The organism is Agromyces sp. NSFZ, assembly GCF_056156205.1.
Map to the genome: position 1 here is coordinate 92,165 of NZ_CM149585.1, position 19,943 is coordinate 112,107.

Consider the following 19,943-nt stretch of genomic DNA (forward strand, 5'->3'; position numbering starts at 1 on the left):
GCCCCCCATGGCCACGGCTTGTGCAGGAGATCTGCACTGACCTGCCGCTGGCCGGGGGATAGGGCCCATTCTCCTGCGCATGCGCTTGGCGCTCCCCCGCAAGCGCTCGGCGCCGGGCTACTCCCCGCTCGGGTGCGCCTTCGCGCGATCGATGACCCACGCGTACGCGAAGGCCCGCTCGCGCCAGGCGGAGTAGCGCCCCGAGACGCCGCCGTGCCCGGCCGCCATCTCGATCTTCAGCAGGGCGTCCGCACCGGCGTCGCGGAGCCGGGCCACCCACTTCGCCGGCTCGACGTAGAGCACGCGCGTGTCGTTGAGTGACGTCACGGCCAGGATCGGCGGGTAATGCCCGCCTCCGTCGGCACCGCCGTGCACGTTCTCGTACGGCGAGTACCCCTTCATGTACGCGTACACCTCGGCGTCGTCGAGCGGGTTGCCCCACTCGTCCCACTCGATCACGGTGAGCGGCAGGGTCGGGTCGAGGATCGAGGTCAGCGGATCGACGAACGGCACCTCCGCGAGGATCCCCGAGAAGTACTTCGGCGCCATGTTGGCGACGGCTCCGACGAGCAGTCCGCCGGCACTGCCGCCCTGGGCGACGAGGCGATCGGGTGCGGTGATGTCGTTGTCGACGAGGTGCTGCGCCACCGCCACGAAGTCGGTGAACGTGTTGCGCTTGTCGAGCTTCTTGCCGTGCTCGTACCAGAGCCGGCCCATCTCGCCGCCGCCGCGCACGTGCGCCACGGCGAAGATGATGCCCCGGTCGAGGAGCGACAGCCGCGGGATGCCGAACCCCGGGTCGATCGAGTGCTCGTAGGAGCCGTAACCGTACAAGACGGTGGGCGCAGGCGTGCCGAGCTCGACGAGGTCGGGCCGGTACACGAGCGACACCGGGATCCGCGTGCCGTCGTCGGCCACCGCCCAATCGCGCCGCTGCGCGTAACGCGCGGGATCGTAGCCGCCGAGCACGGGCTGGCGCTTGCGCAGCCGCCGCTCGCCGGTCGCGACCACGATGTCGTACACCGTCGCGGGCGTGACGAAGCTCGAGTATCCGAGGCGCAGCGTCGGCTGCTCCCACGACGGGTTCCCGCCGACGCCCACGGCGAAGAGCGGTTCCTCGAACGGCAGCTCGTGCAGGGTGTCGTCGGGTGTGGCATCCGCCGGGATCCCCGTCGGCGGCACCTTGGCGATCGCGACCCGCGGCAGTCCCTCGCGTCGGTACTCGACGGCGACGAAGTCCCGGAACGCGTCGACGCCCTCGAGGCGCACGGCGGGATTGTGCGGCAGCAGCATCCGTCGCGGTCCCTGCGGGTCGGATGCCGCGACGCTGACGAGCTCGAAGTTCACGGCCCCGTCGTTGTGCACGATGAGCAGGCGGTCGCGCCCGCCCGCGACCACATGATCGACGTCGTACTCGACGCCCTCCTTGCGCGGCCACACGACACGGAACTCGCCGGTCGGCTCGTCGGCGTCGAGCAGCCAGGTCTCGCTCGTGACGTTCGAGCCCGCCTCGATGAGCATGAACCGGCGGCTGCGGGTGAGGCCGACGCCGAGCCAGAAGCGTTCGTCGTCCTCCTTGAAGACCGGGACGTCGTCGGATGTCGCGGTGCCGACCTCGTGGCGCCAGATCGTGTCGGGGCGCCACGACTCGTCGACCGTGGCGTAGAAGACGTAGCGGCCGCTCGGGTCGAATACCGCGCCGCCGGCCGTGCCCTCGATGAGGTCGTCGTACTCGCGGCCGGATCCGTCGATGGCGCGCAGGCGCAGCGTGTACCGCTCGTCGCCATCGGTGTCGATCGCGTAGAGGAGCGTCGAGCCGTCGGCGGTGACGTCGAAGCTGCCGAGCGCGTAGTAGTCGTGGCCCTCGGCCTCGACGTTGTCGTCGAGGAGCACCTGCTCGCCGGGGAGCGGCTCGTACGAGGCATCCGTCAGCTCATCGCCCGTGGTCTCGGGGAGCACCGGGGGTTCCCAGTCGTCGGATGCCGCGATCGGCGCGCGGCAGTGGATGCCGTACTGCTTGCCCTCGACCGTGCGCGTGAAGTACCACCAGTCGCCCTCGCGGGTCGGCACCGAGAGGTCGGTCTCCTTCGTGCGGTCCTTGATCTCCTCGAACACCTGTTCCTGGAGGAGCATGAGGTGCTCGGTGCGGGCCTTCGTGTAGGCGTTCTCCTCGTGCAGGTGCGCGATCACGGCGGGATCGTCCTTCACGCGGAGCCACTCGTAGTCGTCGTGCACCACATCGCCGTGGTGCACGCGTTCGGTCGGTCGCTTCTCGGGCTTCGGAGGAGTGAGCACGTGTCCACGCTACGCGCTCACCCGGTGTTTCCGTCGGCGCTCGAGCTCGCCGCCGTGAGGGCGACCGTCGCCTGCGCCAGGTTCGCGGGCCGCGCGCCAGTTCTACTGGCGCAGAGGGCGACGAAGTGGAGCAGCGGACCCTCGGCTCAGCCCGTCTTCGTCCAGTCGAGGTTGATGACGTCGCCGATGTAGACCGTCTCGCCGAAGTCGTGCACCTGCGGGTTCATGCGGAGGAGCTGCTGCTGCGGCAGCTCGAAGCGCTGCGCGATGTCGAAGAAGCTGTCGCCCTCGACCACCGTGTAGCTGAACGGCACGCCGGCCGCGTCGAGCACGGGCGTGCCGGTGGCGCCGGGTCGCGCGCCCGTGTCGTAGGCCGGACCCCACTCCACGACGGGTGCGGGTGCGTTCGGCACCGGCGCGGGCGGGGGCGCCGGAGGGGGCGGTGCGGGAGGCGGCGGCGCTGGCTGTGGCGTCGGCGTGGGAGTCGCGGTGACCGTGGCGGTGACGGTCACGGGCGGCGGCGTGGGCACCGGCGCCCCGGTGCATCCGCTCAGCAGCAGGGCCACGAGTCCCGCGGATGCCGCGCCAGGGCCGGGATTCCGCCGCATCGAGCCTCCCCATCGACGTGCTGGACGGCGCTCCGCGAGGAGTGCCGATCGCGCCAGCCTAGCGACCGGCCGCGACCGCGCCATCCGATATCCACAGGAGGCTCACGCATCCACAGGAGGCTCACGCGGCGAGGACCGCCGCCCGGATCCGGGCGAGCGCCTCGGCGAGCTCCGTGTCGCGCACGCCGGCGTACCCGAAGACGATGCCGGGTTGCGCCCCGCCGGCGTCGGCCGAGTAGTCGGCGAGGGACGCGACCGCGATGCCCTCTCGTGCGAGCCTTGCCACGACGGCGTCGGACGCCGTGCGATCGGGCAGTCGCAGCACGGCGTGCAGCCCGCCGTCGAGTCCCGAGAGCGGGGCGCCGGGAAGCGCGTCCAGCAGTTCGACGACGAGCCGCCGGCGATGCGCGTAGTCCCGCCGCGTCGCGGCGATGTGCCGACGCACCGCGCCGCTCGCGAGGAGGGCGGCCGCGGCATCCTGCACGACTCCCGCGACCGGGCAGGTCTCGTCGGATCGGAGGAGCGCCATCGCCCTGCGGAGCGCGGGATCCGGCGGCAGCACGAGGTAGCCGAGCCGCAGCCACGGGGTGAGCACCTTCGAGAAGCTGCCGACGAGCACGACGCCCTCGCCGTCGCCGAGGGACGCGAGCGCGGGAAGGGGCGGGCCGAGATGACGGAACTCGCTGTCGTAGTCGTCCTCGATGACCAGGCCGCCGTGGTCGCGGGCCCACTCGAGCAGTGCGAGTCGTGCCGAGACGGGCAGGCGGCCGCCGAGGGGGTACTGGTGGCTCGGCGTGACCATGACGGCGCGTGGCGGCCGCGGCATCCGTCGGAGCCGCTCGACCCGGAGGCCGTCGGCATCGACGGGCACGGCCACGGTGCGCACTCCGCGCCGCTCGATCGTGCGACGCGCCGAGGGGTAGCCGGGATCCTCGACCGCGATCGTGACGTCGGCAGGGTCGCCGTCGTCGGCGCGGTCTGCCTCGTCGGCGCGGCCTGCCCCGAGGAGGAGCAGCGCGGATGCCACGAGCGCGACGGCCTCGCTCGTGCCCGCCGTGACGACCACGTCGTCGGCGTCGCAGGTGACTCCGCGGGCCTGGCGCAGGTGGTCGGCGATCTCCTCGCGGAGACGCCGCACGCCGAACGGCGGCGGCGATTCCGACGGGATCTCGAGGGCCGCCGCGTGACGCCAGGCCGATCGCCAGGCGCGGGTGTCGATGCGCGAGGTCGACGGCCGTCCGGGCAGGAGGTCGATGCGGGGGCGAGGTGGCTCCTCCCGCCGCCGAGTCGGCAGTGACGGCTGGCCCGGATGCTCCGGAGGCCGCCATCGCCGACCGCTCGATGGAGCGCCGGTGCCGTCGGGCGACGTCGTGGGGGCGGTCCCGTCGGCGAGCTCGGTGACGCGCGTGGGCGCGCCCTGCCGCAGCTCGAGGTAGCCCTCGCCGGCGAGCTGCTCGTAGGCGGCGACGACCGCGCTGCGCGAGACGCCGAGCTCCGACGCGAGTGCGCGGGTCGAGGGCACCGCATCCCCGGGTCGAAGTCTGCCGCCGAGGATGCCCCGACGCAGGCCCTCGACGAGCTGCACGCCGACCGGCCGGCCGCCGCCGCGGTCGATGGTGAGGATGGCGCCGTCCATACCTGCTCCGATGGTCGAACTGGACTGCCTGATGTTGCAGCAACTGGACTGCACGGCGAACCAGTGTGCTGGCGAGACTAGCAGCGTGACCACGACCGCCACCACCGCCACGACCGCCACGACCGCCACCACCGCCGCCACCGCCACCCGCCGCGTCCGCCGCATGCCCGAGCGGCAGACCACCGACCGCCTCGACCTGCATGCCCTCCTCGATGGCGAGCTCGTCGGCCACCTCGCGGCGGTGGTCGCGGACGAACCGGTGATCGTGCCCATCGCGTATGCGCGCGTCGGCGAGCACGTGCTCCTGCACGGCTCGACGGGAGGCGGATTCGCCCTGCGCGCCGCTGCGGCCCGCACGACGGTGGCCTTCGCGGTGACCGCGCTGGACGGGCTGGTCTACGCCCGCTCCCTCTTCGACAGCTCGATGAACTACCGCAGTGCGGTCGTCTACGGCGTGCTCGAGACGGTCCCGGCCCAAGAGGAGGAAGACGCCCTCCTCGCCCTCTCCGAGCGGCTCATGCCGGGCCGGCCCGCCGAGGTGCGCGACATGACGCGCAAGGAGACGGCCGCGACGCGCGTGCTCCGCCTCGCGCTCGACGACGTGGTGATGAAGGCGCGTGCGGGCGGGGCATCCGAGGAGCCCGACGACGGTGAGGACCACCGTGCGTGGGCCGGGGTCGTGCCGCTATTGCGCACCTGGGGCCGGCCGGAGCCCTCGCCGCTGACCGCGCCGGGAACCCCGCTCCCCGAGTCCGTGGTCGCACTGACGGGCGGTGCTTCGGGGGTGTCGGCACCGAGCGCGAATTCCGTGGAACCACTGATGTCCGCGGGCGCCGGCGTCGACAGGCTTGCCTGATGGAAAGGAGGTGCGAGATGTTCGCGACCATGCTCGTGCTCGGTCTGCTCGCCGCTTCGGCGATCGCGACCGCGCTCGTGCAGTTCCGGCGGGACGGCTACGGCCGTACGCCGACCGTGCTGCGCTGAGCCCACACGACCCGACGAACGAACGCGCCTCCGGACGACTCCCACGTGGTCGATCCGCCACGCCCGGACCCCTGCGTCCAGGCGGCTCAGGTGCCTCAGGCACGCCATGAGGCAGCACGAGCCCCGACCCCGCCCGGAAATAGGGCGATCGCCCGATGGTTCGGGCATGCCTTAGCGCGCACGCTGTAGGCATCCGGTCGAATGCACCGGAGCACCCAGGAGGAATCATGCAGTTCTCGGCAGACTTCATCGCACTCGGGATGCACCGCGCCGACGTGCGGAGCGCCGAGCACGAGCTCGGGCTGCGCATGAGCGCCCAGGAGCGTGCGGCGGATGACGCGGAAGCGTCGTCCGCCCCCGCCCCCGAGCGCCGCCGCAGCCACCGTCACGCGCCGCGGCCCGCATTCCTCCGGTGAGTGCCGCGGTCGCGGCGGGCGCACCCGTGCCGGGTGTCGGCGGGGAGTGGCACCATGGGATGGTGACCACGTCAGCGCCGGCCATGATCGGTCGAGACGCCGACCTCGCGAGGCTCAATGAGCGTCTCGACGAGGTGCGCGCGGGTGCGCCCTTCACCGTGATCATCGGCGGCGAGGCCGGCATCGGCAAGACACGGCTGATCCGCGAGTTCGAGGCGGGGCTGCCGGCCGACGTGCGCCTGCTGGCCGGGCAGTGCGTCGACCTCGGCGATGTCGCGGCCCCGTACGCCCCCGTCAAGGCCGCGCTCCGCGCGCTCGTCGCGGAGGAGGGCGCCGAGCGCGTGCTCGAGGCCGTCGGTCCGGGTCGCGCCGCGTTCCTCGCGCTCCTGCCCGAGCTCGCCCCGGGCGACGCCGGCTCGCTGCCGCCCGTCGCCAAGGCCGACGCGGGTGCCGCCACCGGTCAGTTGCACGAGGCCATCGCCGTGCTCCTCGAGTCGTTCTCGCACGAGCGGCCCATCGTCTTCGTGATCGAAGACCTCCACTGGATCGACGCGGCGAGCCTCGCGCTGCTCCGCTTCCTCATGCGGGCGCTCGGCTCGAGCCGCGTGCTCACCGTGCTCAGCTACCGCGCCGAAGACGTCACGAGGGGGCATCCGGTGCGGGCCTTCCTCTCCGAGGCCGAGCGCGATCGCTGGGTCGAGCGCCGCGAGCTCGGCCGGCTCTCCCGGGTGCAGGTGCGCAAGCTGGCGAAGTCGCTCATCGTCGAGGCGCCGCCCAGCGAGAGCGTGCTCGACGCGGTGTTCCGCCGCAGCGACGGCGTACCGTTCTTCGTCGAGGAGCTCGTCGGCATCGACGGATGCCGCGACGAGGGCGAGGTGCCCGACACGCTCCGCGAACTCCTGCTCGCCCGGTACGAGCGGCTCTCCGAACCGGCGCAGGGACTGTTGCGGCTCCTCTCCATCGGCGGCGTGTGCGTCTCGCACACGATGCTGGCCGCCGTGTACTCCGGCACGGGCGACGAGCTCGACGCCGCGGCGCGCGAGTGCGTGCTGTCTGGCGTGCTCATGATCGACGGCGACGACTACACGTTCCGTCATGCGCTCGTGCGCGAGGCGATCATGTCCGACCTGCTTCCAGGCGAGCGCGCCCGGTTCCACGCTCGCTACGCCGAGGCCCATGAGGCCGCAGCAGCGGCCGGCACCCGGCGGCTGGCCGCCGAGATCTCCTTCCACTGGCTCGGCGCGCACGACGCCGGGCGCGCGTTCCCGGCGACCATCCAGGCCATGCGCGAAGCACGATCCGCTGCCGCGTACGCGACCGCGGCGCAGCTCGGCGAGCGCGCCCTCGGACTGTGGGACGTCGTGCCCGATGCCGCCACGGCCGCGGGCATGAGCAAGCTCGAGCTCATGGGTCGCACGGCGTCGCACCTCCGGAACGCCGGCGAGGGCGAGCGTGGCCTCGCGCTCGTGAAGGCCGCGCTCGCCGAGTGCCCGCCCGATGACCCGAACTATCCCCGCCTCCTGCGCGACAAGGCGCTGTACCTCGCGAACGTCGGCAAGCCCGGGTCGATCGAGTTGCTCGAGCAGGCGCTCGACGCACTCGATGCACGCGGCGATGTCGGTCCGACCGAGTTGCGGGCGAACACCCTCACCGCCCTCGCGGGCCGGTTCATGATCGACGGTCGCATCGACGACTCCGTCGACGTCGCGGAACGCGCCCTCGAGGTCGCCGACGCCATCGGCTCCGCGCGTTACCGGTCGGTCGCGCAGAACATCGCGGCGGTCAGCCGAGCCACTCGGGGTGAGCTCGAGCGCGGCCTCGAGTTGCTCGAACGTGCGCGGGTGCTCGCCGAGGGCGACGGCACGGCGCTGCTCCGCTACTGGGTCAATGCGTCCGACCTGCATCACCTGATCGGCAACCACCATGAGGCGGTGCGACTCGCCGAGGAGGGGCTCGCCCAGTCGCGACTGCAGGGTGTCGAGCGCACGTCGGGCGTCATCCTGGCCTCCAACGCGGTCGAGCCGCTGCTCGCGCTCGGCGAGTGGGAGCGCGCCGAGGAGCTGGTCGACCGAGCACTGGCGCTCGACCCGCCGGCGCCGTTCTCGGTCTACCTGCTGCGCGGCAAGATCTGGTCGCTGCTCTGGCAGGGCGAAACGGCCGCGGCAATCGAGCTCTACCGCAACTTCCGCACGATGATCACGAACGTCATGAAGGTCGAGATGCAGACACGGCTCGGTTCGGGCCGCCTCGCCGCAGAACTGGCGCTTGCCGACGATGACCTGCCGGGTGCCTGGCGCGAGGCGCGAGCCATTCTCGACGAAGAGCTGCTTCCGTTGCCGGGCTACGCGGAGCCGTTCCTCTGGGTGGCGGCGCGCGTTGTCGCCGCCGTGCGTGCCCGCCCGGATGCCGTTTCCGATTCGGTGCGCGCCGAGGTCGAGGCGGCGGTCCCCGAGTTCAGGGCCCTGCTCGGGCGGCTCGCCTTCTGGCCGACCGCCGCGATGTGGACGACCATGTTCGAAGCCGAGCTCGCCGAGGCGTCGGAGGGTGCCGGCGCCGGTGTCGCGGGCACCGACGTCGACGTCTGGCGCGCTGCCGTCGCCGCGACGGCGGCGCCGAGTGCGCCCGGATTCCTCGCCCCCTACGCGTTGCTGCGGCAAGGCGAGGCCGAACTCGCCGCGGCCGATCGCACCGGCGCCAGGGCCTCGCTGCAGGCGGCGTTCGACGTCGCCGAGTCGGGTGGGGTGAAGGTCGTGCGCGACCGTATCCTCCGCGTCGCCGCGGCGGCCGGCATCGCCATCGAGGGCGTCGGCGGCGGGGTCGGGCTCGTTGCGCCGTCCGGCGGCATCGCCGACTCCGTGGCATCCGACGACGTCGCGGCCGCAGCGGAACTCACCGCCCGCGAGCGGCAGGTGCTCGAGCTCATCGCCGAGGGCCTCAGCAACCGGCAGATCGGCGAGCGGCTCTTCATCAGCGGCAAGACCGCGAGCGTGCACGTCTCGGCGATCCTGCGCAAGCTCGGGGCCGCCACGCGCACCGAAGCGGCGTACCGCGCCCGGGCCCTGCGCTGAGCATCGCCCGGCGCACCTGTGCTCCGCGCCACTTCGGCGTCGTCAGCGCCGGTTGTGCTGGCGCGGCGGGCGCGGAAGTGGCGCGCCGCCGGCGGGCGCTACGCTCGGAGCATCCATCGACCTCGGGGAAGGTGCTGACAATGCGGACTCGTCGGATGATCGCCATCGTGCTCGCCTTCATCACCCTGCCGTTGCTCGTGTTCGGCCTCATCGACCCGCTCGAGGGCGGCCTCGCGCTGCTCGCCGCGATCGTGCTCGGCGTGGTCGTGTGGGCGCTCGCCCGAGTGCCATTGCCCAAGCTGCTCTGGATCCCACTGATCGTGACGGTCGCGATCGGGGCGCTCACGCTCGGACTCGCGAGCGTCGGGAGCGGTGAGCGCACGGGCGAGGGCACCGCGACGAACCCGATCTTCCCGCTGATCGGACTGCTCTGGGTGTGGCGCGTCGGCGTGCTGGTGGTGCTGGCCGGAGCGATCCTCTACCTCGTGCGACTGTTCCGGAGCCTGCGGTCGACGCAGGCGGACGCGGAGCGACCCGCCGCCTGAGTCAGGGCCCGGGGGCCGTGGCATCCGCCCGGTCAGGTCGTCGGCGCGCGATGCCGTGCTCGAGCGGCCGTGGCGTTCGCCGGCGCGAGGGCGAATCGCATCGCGGCGCGCCGTGACATCGCGCGACCGCGAACCCGGGAGGACTCGAACTCCGTCGCACGTTCCGAGGCGAGGACGCGCTCGACGAACGGGCCCGACGTGGGATACGTGCGCTGGTCGACGTTCCCCACCCGGGTCGCCAGGGTGTCGCAGATGCCGAAGAGCACGCCGGCGCGATCGATGTCGCCGAGTGTGATCGCGCAGGCGCCGAGGCCTTCGATGGCGTGGCTGGCCCCCTCCTCGTTCCCGAGCTCGAGCGCCAGCTCGAGGTGCCGGGCGAACAGGTCGAGCCTGGCCTCGTCGAGCGCGAGCCGCGCCCATCCGGCGTTCCCGATCTCGATCATCTCGACGAAGTGGTCGCCGATCCGCACGGCGTCGGCGATGACCTCGTCGAACGTCCCGAGCGCTTCGGCGGCGCGGCCGCGCAGGAGCCCGATACTCGCGAGCTGGCCGCGGAAGAGCGTGTTGAAGCTCGGGTCCTCGGCCCAGGTGACGAAGTCGAGGGCTCGTCGATGGAGTCCCTCGGCGCCATCGAGGTCGGGAATCGCCGCCGTGGTGCACGAGATGCCCTCGACCGTCAGGGCGGCACCCTCGCCGAATCGATCGCCGGCCTCATGGAACAGGGCGGCGGCCTCGCGGAGGCTCTCGCGATCGACCTCGTTGCCCTTGTGCGCCAGCGTCACCCAAGCCGAGAAGGTGAGCGCGATCGCACGGCTGCGACCCGACAGCGGAGCACCGCTTTCGAGGAGTCGATCCGTCCACGCCTTCGCGGCGGGCAGGAGGTTCCGGATCCACCAGTACAGGAGCAGCCGCCAGACCGCGTCCGCGACCGTGTCGACCTCCCCGACGGCGACCAGGTACGCGTAGCCGGCTCGCACGTTGTCCCGCTCGGCCTCGATGCGTTCCAGCGCCGCCAGCTGGGTCGGTCCGCGCAGCAGCGGCTCGATCTCCTTCGCGAGCTGCACGTAGTAGGCGGCGTGGGCTCGGCGGATCGCCTCGATGTCGGGTTCGAGCGCGAACCGTGCGGCCGCGAGTTCGCGAACCGGCACGAGCATCGAGAAGAAGGGGACCCCGCCGACCTCGTACTGCCGAACGAGACTCGCGTCGACGAGTTCAAGCAGCGTGCCGGGAAGGTCGGTGGCCCACGGCTCGTCCGCGGCGACGGCCTCGACGGCGTCCAGACCGAAGTCGCCGACGAAGACCCCGAGTCGCACGAACAGTTCGCGTGCCTCGGCGCTCAGCAGGTCGATGCTCCACTCCACGGTGGCCCGGATCGTGCGCTGGCGTTCGGGTACGTCGCGGTCGGCCGTCGCCAGCAACGGGAGCATCTGGTCGAGCTTCGCGAGGATCGCCGCCGGCGTGAGGGCACGGATGCATGCGGCCGCGAGTTCGATCGCGAGCGGAACTCCGTCGAGGGCCCGGCAGATGCGGGCGACCACCTCGGCGTTGTGCACCGTGAGGTCGAACCTGGAGTCGGCCGCGTTCGCGCGATCGAGGAAGAGTCGCACCGCCGGGGCCTCGGCGACCTCGGCGAGCGTGACCGCGTCGGGATCCGTCGGAAGGCCGAGCGGTCCGACATCGAAGACCTGCTCGCCGTGCAGCCTGAGCCGGGCGCGGCTCGTCACCATGACCGTCGCCCCGTCGAGCTCGGCGAGGAGCGAGGTGACCTGCGGTGCCGCGGCCATCACCTGCTCGAAGTTGTCGAGGAGCAGGAGGTCGCGTCGTCCGGTCCTGGCGTGGGCGATGCGCTCCAGGGTCGGGTGCTCGCCGTCCTCCCGAACGCCGAGCGCGCGGGCGACCGCGGGCAGCACGCCATCGGCGTCGCGCACGTTCTGGAGCGGCACGAACGTGACCCGATCGAACCGCTCGCCCGCCAATCGCGCCGCCTCGATGGCGAGACGGGTCTTCCCGATCCCGCCCGGCCCGATCAGGGTGACGAGCCGTTTCGGATCCTCGCCGCCGAGCCACTCGAGCAGCGTGAGGAGGTCCAGCTCGCGGCCGAGCATCTCGTCGGGCGATGCGGGGAGATGGTCGGCCGCGTCATCCGTGGCCTCCGCGCCGGCGTCGCTCCCGTCGAGGTGCCGGCGCGAGGCATCGAACCGCTCGGCGAGCAGGATCGCCAGGTCGGCCTCGACGAGCTCGGCCAGCTCCTCGGCGCTCGAGAACGACTTGTACGAGGTCGTGTCGTCGTCGCGGATGTGCGCCACGAGCTCCTCCAGCCGCTCCTCGCGCTCAGCCGGCCGCTTCAGGTAGATGAGCTTCGGCATCTCCCGGGGTGCGAGCCGGAACTCGTCCTCGAGTCCCGAGACGTCCTCGCCGGGCGCCACCCAGCCGTACTGCTGCCAGTAGATGCCGAGGAACACCTCGCTCTGCTCGAGATACGACCGGTAGAGCTCCCGGGGCGGGTGCGGCCGGGCGCCGAGCTCGAACATGACCGGCGCGAGCCGCAGACGCTCGATGGCGGCGCGTACCGCGATGCGTTCGGGTTCGAGCTCCCTGAGCGTCGAGCTCACGAACACCCGCAGACGCTGGTCGGGTGTCCGGATGACGCGCTCGTTCACGCCGTCGCCCATGGCACCGGCGCCCTCGCTCGGCGGGTGCATCCCCCTCGACGCCCCATGGCGCCATTGTCCGCCCAGAGGGGGCACCCGTCCAGCACCAGATCGGGGGTGTCGCGCTGCACTGGCGTCGACCGCTGCTCTCGTGTCGGCGGCGAGATCGCGCCGGCGCGCTCCGCTGAGCGGCGCTCCAGGCGGCCGGTCGCCGCGGGCCTCTGGGTGTGGCGCGTCGGGGTGCTCGTGGTGCTGGCCGGGGCCGTGCTCTACATCGTGCGGCTGTTCCAGAGCCTGCGGGCACCCGCGGCGGAGGTCGGGCGATGACCGCGCCGACCGGATCGCAGCATCGTTCGGCGGGGTCGAAAGCACCGTGGACGGCGCTGCCGGCGCGTCCGATCGGCTGGATCGCGGTCGGTGCGGCGATCGTCGGCCTGGGCTCGTGGATCGTGCTCAACCTCATCGGGACGCTCCTCACCGTCGCTGCGGCGGTCTTCGTGCTGCCGATCGTGATCGGCGAAGGATCGCCGGGCCTGACCGACGGTCGGGCGCCCGTCGTTAGTGTGGCCTCATGTTCGAATGGGGTGACTGGGTTTCGTGGGCGATCGCCGCCGGCGTGCTCGCCGTGAGCGCGATCCTGCTCCTCGTACTGCGTCCGCGCGCGGAGCGCGACCTCGCCGCGAGCGCGAAGGCCGCCGCCCACACGGGAGCGGTCCCCGTCCCCGCCGAGGGCGGCCCCGACTCCGCTGCGACGCTCGCCGCGACCGAGGTGGTGGGCGACGCGATGATCCAGGCCGGCTACTCGGTCACGACGGTGCGCGACGCCCTCGAGGACATCGCACGCGTGAATCACCTGCCCGCCAGCCAGGTCGTCGTCTTCCCCACTGCGCTGCTCGTCTCGGCGCGCGGTGAGGGCGAGCACGGTGGGGAGCACCGCACCGGGGCCATCTCGAGCGGCGAAGGCCGCCTCCTCCTCGCGCAGGTGGACGAACTGCAGCGCACCGTCGACGCCGCGCGCCTCGGCGTGATCGATCCCGCATCGACGATCGAACGCATCCGGCGGATCCGGGAGATGCCGCCGACGTACGGGCGGGCGCTGCGCACCGTCGGCTATGCGTTCCTCAGCGGCGCCCTCGCCGTGATGCTCGGGACGACGTGGACCGGAGTCGCGGTCGCCGTGGTGCTCGGCGCGCTCGTCGGCGCCGCGCTCCTCGTGAGCGAGCGCGTGCCGAGGCGCTACGCCGCCCTGATCACGGTCGGGATGGCGCTCGGTGTCTCACTCGTGGTGTTCCTCCTCCTCGAGGCGGGATTCGGGCCGCGCATCCTCGCGGCGCTCATCGCGCCGCTCGTCGTGCTGCTGCCGGGCACCCTGCTCACGACGGCGGTCATCGAGCTCTCGACGGGCCAGATGATCTCGGGGGCCGGCCGCCTCGCCGCGGGTGGCATGCAACTCGTGCTCATCGCCGCGGGCATCGTCACCGCCGGTGCGATCGTCGGCGTGCCCGACTACGACTTCACCGAGCACCCCGAGGCGCTCGGACCGTTCGCGCCGTGGGTCGCCGTCGCCGTGTTCGGCGTGGGAATCGCCGTGCACCAGTGCGCTCCGCGCCGTTCGCTGCCGTGGATCCTGCTCGTGCTCTACGTCGCCTACGGCGCGCAGGTCATCGGTGACGTCTTCCTCGGCGGCGTGCTCTCGGCGTTCGTGGGCGCGCTCGCAGTCACGCCCGTCACCGCCCTCGTCGCGCGGCAGCCGTCCGGACCGGCCGCACTCGTGAGCTTCGTGCCGGCGTTCTGGCTGCTCGTGCCCGGCGCCATCGGGCTCGTCGGCGTCGCCGACGTGCTCGGCGGCGACGCGGGCGGCACCAACTCGCTCGTCGCCACCATCGCCACGATGGTGGCCATCGCGCTCGGCGTCCTCGCCGGCTCGGTGGTGTCGAACCGGATGCAGCGACCGCCCCTCTGAGGCCGGGACGCGTCAGACCGAGTAGCCGCCGTCGTCGCTCCCGCCGGTGGTGGCCAGGGCGTCGACGAAGCGGATGAAGACCGCGATCCAGCCGAAGATGAGCGAGAAGGCGAGCAGCTCGAACGCCGTGAGGTTCCAGTAGCTCACGGGCTCGAAGAGCAGTGCGCCACCGAGGAGCACCACGATGGTCACGCCGCAGAACACGAAGAACCGAACGGGCATCCCGCGCAGCACCCACGGCGACGCGATGAGCAGACCCAGGAACGACAGCGACATGCCGATCGCCGACGAGTTGTGCAGCAGGATACTGACGTTGAGGGGGAAGATTCCGACGCAGGCGAGCATCACGCCCATGACGACGAAGACGATCGAGACGACACGGGGCGCCCAGGCGTGCACCAGCACGCCCTGCCGCACGAGGGTCGTGAGGTCGCGGTCGACATACAGGGCGAACGTCGTGACGAAGGCGCCGGCGATGATGAGCGCGAGGTTGAAGAGGGAGCTCGAGAAGTCGTCCGAGATGCCGAGCTGGCTGAAGTGGTACTCCCACCACTGCGGGTCCTGCGAGGTGGCCATGCTCGCGAGCGTCGCGGTCGCCATGAACACGACGAGCAGGGTCGCGAGCTTGTTCGTGGTGATCGACGAGACCGAGAGGTAGGTCCAGTAGCCGAGGAGGCCGGCGGCGGCTGCCGTCCCGCCGGTGCCGATCCACACGTCCACGACAAGGCCCTCGAAGCTGCGCTGCAGCAGCACGAACGTGGTGATGGTGAGGATGGTGCCGATGATCGCGTGCACGGCCGAGACCGTGGCGACATCGATCGAGAACTTCCAGGGCCGAAGGCCATGCCGCCACTCCTGACCGGGGAGGCTGCGAGCCCGCCAGTAGCCCGTCGCGCCGATCGCGATCCCGGTCACGAGCACGGCGACGGCGGCGACGATGCCGACCGAGAGCCCGCCCCAGAGCGGCCAGAGCCCGCCGGCGAAGATGAATGCCGCGACGACACCGCTCGCGACGGCGGCGAGAGCACCGGCGACGAGTGCCTCGGTCTCGACGGCGACCCGGCGCCGTGGCGGAGCTTCCTGCGTATCGGGGGCCGGGGCCGCCGTCGTCGATGCTGACATGGCCTCATGGTACGACCGACGGCCCCGCTCTCCTGGGCGCAACGTCGCGCATCCTCGTTCAGCCGACGCCCTCGGTCGACACGGGCATCACGCCGGCGCCCAGCGCGAGCTCCAGGGCGGCTCGCCGTGCCATCCGTCGCCCCCGCGCCCGAGCCGTCTCGAACTCGGCCGCCCGCTCGGAGGCGAGCACCTCGGCGACGAAGCGCTGGTAGGTGACGTACGACTGCTGTTCCGAGAGGCCGGTACGCGCTCGGGCGTTCTCGGCGGCGCCGAGGAGGATCCCGGCACGCTCGAGGTCGCCGACGGCGGCCGCGGTGCCGGCGAGACCCTCGAGCGCGTATCCGACCCCGTCTTCGCTGCCCAGGAGTACGGCGAGCTCGAGATTGCGGGCGAACAGGTCGGGTCTCGGTTCACCGAGGGCGAGCCGCGCCCAGCCCGCCTGGGTGAGCGTCACGCCCTCGACGTAGAGATCCTCGGCACGCTTGGCCTGGTCGAGCGCGGCATCGAAGAGCGCGAGGGCCCCGGCGAAGTCGCCGCGGAGGAACCGCACGCGCCCGAGCGCGCTCTGGAACAGGGACGAGAACGACGGGTCCTGTCGGGTCGCCGGCAGCTTCAGCGTGGCCTCCTGGGTCGCCTCGGCCCGCTCGAGGTCGGGCGGCGACGACGACAGGCACGCGAGCGAGAGGATCGTGAGCGCGAACGCCTCACTGAACTCGTCGCCGCAGGAACGGAACAGCGCGACGGCCTCCTCGAGGTCGGCCAGGCGGATCTCGGTGTCGGCCTGCCATAGCGAGACGAACGACGACAGGGTGAGCGCGATGGCGCGGGTCCGGCCCGAGAGCGGTGCGCCGGTGGCGAGGATGTCTCCCATCCAGGACTTCGCCTCGGGGAGCAGGTTGCGGATCCACCAGTAGAACAGGAGGCGCCACACGGCGTCGGCGACGGCGTCGACCTCCGAGCTCGAGATGAGGTGACGGTACCCGGCGCGCAGGTTGTCGCGCTCGGCGGCCAGCCGGCGGACCGCGGCCAGTTGCGTCCTGCCCCGCAGCAGCGGTTCGGTCTCCACGGCGAGGCGCACGTAGAACTCTGCGTGCGCGCGACGCACGGCCGCGGCATCCGCCTCGAGCTCGAACCGAGCGGTGGCGATCTCGCGCACCGGCACGAGCATGGAGAACAGCGGCAGGCCGTCCTCGTCGTGCTGGCGCACGAGGCTCCCGTCGACGAGTTCGAGGAGCGTGCCGAGCAGATCACCGGCCCATGGCGCGTCGGCGGCGACGGCCTCCACCGCGTCGAGGCTGAAGTCGCCCGCGAAGACGCCGAGCCGCGTGAAGAGGGCACGCGCTTCCGCGCCGAGCAGGTCGATGCTCCACGTGACGGTCGCCTCGATGGTGCGCTGCCGATCGGGAAGGTCGCGCGCGGCCGTGGCCGGCATGGGCAGCTTCCGGTTGAGCCGGTCGAGCATCGCGGCGGGCGTGAGCGCGCGAATGCGTGCGGACGCGAGCTCGATCGCCAGCGGAACGCCCTCGAGGGCTCGGCAGAGCCTCGCCACCACGTCGGCGTTCTCGGTCGTGAGTTCGAAGCGCGGGTCGGCCGCGCGCGCCCGCTCCACGAACAGTCGTACGGAGGGAGCCGCCATGATGGCCGGCACGGAGTCGAGGTCCGGATCGGCGGGCAGGCCGAGCGGCTCGACGTCGAAGACGTGCTCGCCCCGCACGCGCAGCCGGGCACGGCTCGTGACGAGGAACGTCGCGCCCGGCAGGTCGCTCAACAACGAGGTCACCGCCGGGGCGGCGGCGATCACCTGCTCGAAGTTGTCGAGGACGATGAGATCGCGACGACCGGCCCGGGCCACGCCGAGCCGCTCGCCGATCGGCCCCTCGTGCCCGCCGAGTACGCCGAGCGCGCTCGCGACGGCGGGAAGCACGTCCGCGGGGTCTCGAAGATGCTCGAGCATGACGAACGTGACCCGGTCGAATCGATCGGCGGCACGCCGGGCGACCTCGATCGCGAGCCGGCTCTTGCCGATGCCGCCTGGTCCCGCCAGGGTGACGAGCCGACGGCCGTCCGCGTCGAGCCAGTCGAGGAGCGTCTCGATGTCGTCGTCGCGTCCGACCGCGTCGGTGTAGGGGGCCGGGACGTGTCCGGTGCGTCCCTCGTCGTCGGCTGCGGCAGGGCCGCGCGCCTCGCGCGATGCATCGAACCGCTCGGCGAGGAGGGTCGCGAGGTCGGCTGCGACGAGTTCGGCGAGCTCACCCGGGTCCGAGAAGGACGTGTAGGAGACGGTGTCGTCGGCGCGAATCGCCGCGAGGAGTCCGGCCAGGCGTTCATCGACGTCCGCGGGTCGCTTCAGGTAGACGAGCTTCGGCATCCCGCGTGGCGCGAGACGGTATTCGTCCTCGAGGCCCGACACGTCCTCGCCCGGCGCCACCCAGCCGTACTGCTGCCAGTAGATGCCGACGAACACGTCGCTCTGCTCGAGGTACGCGCGGTAGAGGTCGCGTGGGGGATGCGGGCGCGCACCCAGCTCGAACATGACCGGTGCGAGCCTGAGGAGTTCGATGGCCGAGCGAGCCGCCCGGCGCTCCGGCTCGAGCTCCCGGAGCGTGGAGCTGACGAACACGCGCAGCCGCTGGTCGGGGGTTCGGATCGCCGGCCCCGTGTCGGGGCTCACCACGGCACGCCCCCCGTCGACCGGGAGCGGCGGCCTCGTCGGTGCGCCATCCTGCCATTGTGGGCGGTGGCCCGGCAGCCGTCCAGCACCCGCACGGGGGACGCGGGCGCACGAGCGACGCGGAGACACGGCGGACGCAGAGAACGGCGCCGAGGCATCCGCTCGGCTACCAGCGGTTCGTGACGTGCTCAGCCCACCCGAGCAGCGACTCGATGGAGACGACCTCGCCGTCGTCGGCGGTCACCGTTCCGCGATAGTGACCGAAGCACTGGTGCGTCTCGGAGTGGACGACGCCGAGCGCCGTGCGCGCGAAGCGGTCGTGGAACGGCTGGAAGCGCAGGACGACGCGCGGGCCGGTGATCGACCACGGCGCGAGCCAGTCGTGCGCGTCGAACCGCCAGTCGAGCTCGTCGCCGAGTTTGTGCAGGCGGCCGTCGAGCGAGACGGCGTTCTCGGTCGAGCCGGTGCCGCGGGTCCACAGGCCGCCGAGCTGGAGCCCGAGACGACGGCCGTGCTCGATGCCGGATGCCGCGCCCCAGTGCCATCGCATCGAATAGGGCCATCGGCCGCGGCCGTGGTCGAGCACCGCCCAGCTCTCGCCCGGCGGCAGTTCGTGCACGGTGCCGTCGGCGATCACCGCGCCGGTGGCCGGCCGCGCGACATCCTTCACGGTGTACTGGAACCGCGTCCGGCTCCACGGCACGACGACGCCCATCGCCTCGTGCCCGCGCGGCCTCGCCGCCAGGACGTCGATCGAGACCCGCGAGGTGGTCGCCCGAATGCGGGTACCGCCCAGTTCCTCGTCGATGCGCACCTCGAGACCCGGTACACGGGCCGTGGCCGGGCCGCCGCCGAGCGAGCCGGGGAGGCCGACGCCTCGGGAGAGCGGCGTGACGGCGCTGCGGTCGGTCTCCTCGCCGGTGCGGCGATCGAGCACCCACACCTGGCTCATCGTCGCGTAATCGAGCTTCGCCACGGTGACGGCGGCGATCACGTCGGGCGCGGTGAACGCCCAGTACTCCCATCGCTTGTTCCGGCCCCACGCGCGTGCTCCTCGGCCGATGCCCGAGGTGTCGTGCAGCGGATGCCGCGTCCAGCCGACCGCCGCCGGGTTCAGCCGTCCGTTCGGCAGCGTGAGCGTCACGGGTTCGGTGAGCTCGCGCTCGCGCGTCGCGCCGCCTGGATCGGCCACATCGCCTCCTCGGGCTCCTCAGGATTCGGCCCGCACGAATCATGGCAGAGCGGGCGGTCGCATGCCATCCCGCCGCCGGGTTCCGTCGTCCGCACCGGGTACGGTGGGGTGGACCGCGAGGAGCACCATGAGACCCGGACCGAGGCGCAGCCTCAGCCAAGCCGACATCGTCGACGCCGCGTTCGAGATCCTCGAGCAGAAGGGCTTCGCCGCCGTGTCGGTGCGCGGCGTCGCCGCGTCGCTCGGCCTCACGCCGACGGCGCTCTACACGTACTTCCCATCGAAGAACGCCCTGCTGCGTGCGATGGTCGAGCACCTGCTGTCGACCGTGGCGCCGGCCGCGGCATCAGACTCCGGCACAGCTTGGCGCGAGCAGGTGCACGCCCACGCCGACGCCCTGCGCGAGAGGCTCGCCGAGCACGTCGGCGCGATCGTGCTCGTCACGAGCGGTCCCCTCGACGGACGGCACGCCCTCCGCCTCAACGAGTCGCTCGTCGCCGGTTTCGTGGGCGACGGGATGCCGCACGCCGACGCCGCGCGGGCGGCGCACGCGGTGCGCGCATACGTACTCGGGGTGGCCGCGCTCGACGCCGCTCGGCGGGCGGGCGACGACGAGGAGTCGTCCGCTGCGGCTGGGGAGAACACCCTCTGGTCGGATGCCGCGGCGTTCCCGCTCACCGAGGCGGCAGCCGGGGCCGCCGGCGACGCGTTCGGCTGGGGCCTCGACCGGCTGCTCGACGGGCTCGAACGCCACGCCGCCTGAGCACGGCCCGGGGCGCGACTCGGAAACGA

General features: G+C 72.3%; 14 protein-coding genes. 7 read left to right on the forward strand and 7 right to left on the reverse strand.

The window, feature by feature from the left end; all coding sequences use genetic code 11:
- Positions 1-117 precede the first annotated feature (117 nt).
- The 3 genes from ACVFI9_RS00475 to pdxR form a co-directional block, all read right to left on the reverse strand.
- Positions 118-2,295: a S9 family peptidase gene (locus ACVFI9_RS00475; protein WP_474764085.1), complete on the reverse strand. Its 2,178-nt coding sequence runs from the start codon at positions 2,293-2,295 to the stop codon at positions 118-120.
- Between the two features lie 146 nt (positions 2,296-2,441).
- Complete coding sequence (locus ACVFI9_RS00480; RefSeq protein ID WP_474764086.1) at positions 2,442-2,903, reverse strand: LysM peptidoglycan-binding domain-containing protein; 462 nt, start codon at positions 2,901-2,903, stop codon at positions 2,442-2,444.
- A 121-nt stretch (positions 2,904-3,024) separates the two neighbouring features.
- Complete coding sequence (gene pdxR / locus ACVFI9_RS00485; RefSeq protein WP_474764087.1) at positions 3,025-4,539, reverse strand: MocR-like pyridoxine biosynthesis transcription factor PdxR; 1,515 nt, start codon at positions 4,537-4,539, stop codon at positions 3,025-3,027.
- A gap of 85 nt (positions 4,540-4,624) precedes the next feature.
- Between pdxR and ACVFI9_RS00490 the strand changes: the two genes are divergently transcribed.
- The 4 genes from ACVFI9_RS00490 (at position 4,625) to ACVFI9_RS00505 (ending at position 9,552) form a co-directional block, all read left to right on the forward strand.
- On the forward strand, positions 4,625-5,395 hold the full coding sequence (locus ACVFI9_RS00490; RefSeq protein WP_474764088.1) for a pyridoxamine 5'-phosphate oxidase family protein: 771 nt from the start codon (positions 4,625-4,627) through the stop codon (positions 5,393-5,395).
- A 355-nt stretch (positions 5,396-5,750) separates the two neighbouring features.
- The gene (locus ACVFI9_RS00495; RefSeq protein WP_474764089.1) at positions 5,751-5,939 is read left to right on the forward strand and encodes a hypothetical protein; all 189 of its coding nucleotides are present in this window, start codon (positions 5,751-5,753) and stop codon (positions 5,937-5,939) included.
- 62 nt (positions 5,940-6,001) lie between these two features.
- Complete coding sequence (locus ACVFI9_RS00500) at positions 6,002-9,007, forward strand: helix-turn-helix transcriptional regulator (RefSeq protein ID WP_474764090.1); 3,006 nt, start codon at positions 6,002-6,004, stop codon at positions 9,005-9,007.
- A 155-nt stretch (positions 9,008-9,162) separates the two neighbouring features.
- Positions 9,163-9,552 carry a hypothetical protein gene (locus ACVFI9_RS00505; RefSeq protein WP_474764091.1) on the forward strand — a complete coding sequence of 130 codons (390 nt, stop codon included), beginning with the start codon at positions 9,163-9,165 and terminating at the stop codon, positions 9,550-9,552.
- A gap of 32 nt (positions 9,553-9,584) precedes the next feature.
- On the opposite strand, the gene ACVFI9_RS00510 is transcribed toward ACVFI9_RS00505, so the two are convergent.
- Positions 9,585-12,254, reverse strand: coding sequence for an ATP-binding protein (locus tag ACVFI9_RS00510; protein ID WP_474764092.1), 2,670 nt, complete (start codon positions 12,252-12,254; stop codon positions 9,585-9,587).
- 272 nt (positions 12,255-12,526) lie between these two features.
- Here ACVFI9_RS00510 and ACVFI9_RS00515 point away from each other — a divergent pair, with 272 nt between their 5' ends.
- Both ACVFI9_RS00515 and ACVFI9_RS00520 read left to right on the forward strand, forming a co-directional pair.
- The gene (locus ACVFI9_RS00515) at positions 12,527-12,832 is read left to right on the forward strand and encodes a hypothetical protein (RefSeq protein ID WP_474764093.1); all 306 of its coding nucleotides are present in this window, start codon (positions 12,527-12,529) and stop codon (positions 12,830-12,832) included.
- Positions 12,775-14,166, forward strand: a complete 1,392-nt coding sequence (locus ACVFI9_RS00520; RefSeq protein ID WP_474764094.1) for a threonine/serine exporter family protein — start codon at positions 12,775-12,777, stop codon at positions 14,164-14,166. The genes ACVFI9_RS00515 and ACVFI9_RS00520 overlap by 58 nt, the downstream gene beginning before the upstream one ends.
- A gap of 12 nt (positions 14,167-14,178) precedes the next feature.
- On the opposite strand, the gene ACVFI9_RS00525 is transcribed toward ACVFI9_RS00520, so the two are convergent.
- The 3 genes from ACVFI9_RS00525 to ACVFI9_RS00535 all read right to left on the reverse strand — a co-directional run bounded on the left by ACVFI9_RS00525 (position 14,179) and on the right by ACVFI9_RS00535 (position 19,151).
- A complete protein-coding gene (locus ACVFI9_RS00525) occupies positions 14,179-15,288 on the reverse strand; it encodes a hypothetical protein (protein WP_474764095.1) in 1,110 nt (369 codons plus the stop codon).
- Between the two features lie 58 nt (positions 15,289-15,346).
- Positions 15,347-17,959 (reverse strand): ATP-binding protein, encoded by a 2,613-nt coding sequence (locus tag ACVFI9_RS00530; protein WP_474764096.1) that lies wholly within the window; start codon positions 17,957-17,959, stop codon positions 15,347-15,349.
- A gap of 166 nt (positions 17,960-18,125) precedes the next feature.
- A complete protein-coding gene (locus ACVFI9_RS00535; RefSeq protein WP_474764097.1) occupies positions 18,126-19,151 on the reverse strand; it encodes a DUF2804 domain-containing protein in 1,026 nt (341 codons plus the stop codon).
- 127 nt (positions 19,152-19,278) lie between these two features.
- On the opposite strand from ACVFI9_RS00535, the gene ACVFI9_RS00540 reads away from it, so the two are divergent.
- Positions 19,279-19,914, forward strand: a complete 636-nt coding sequence (locus ACVFI9_RS00540) for a TetR/AcrR family transcriptional regulator (protein WP_474764098.1) — start codon at positions 19,279-19,281, stop codon at positions 19,912-19,914.
- Positions 19,915-19,943 lie beyond the last annotated feature (29 nt).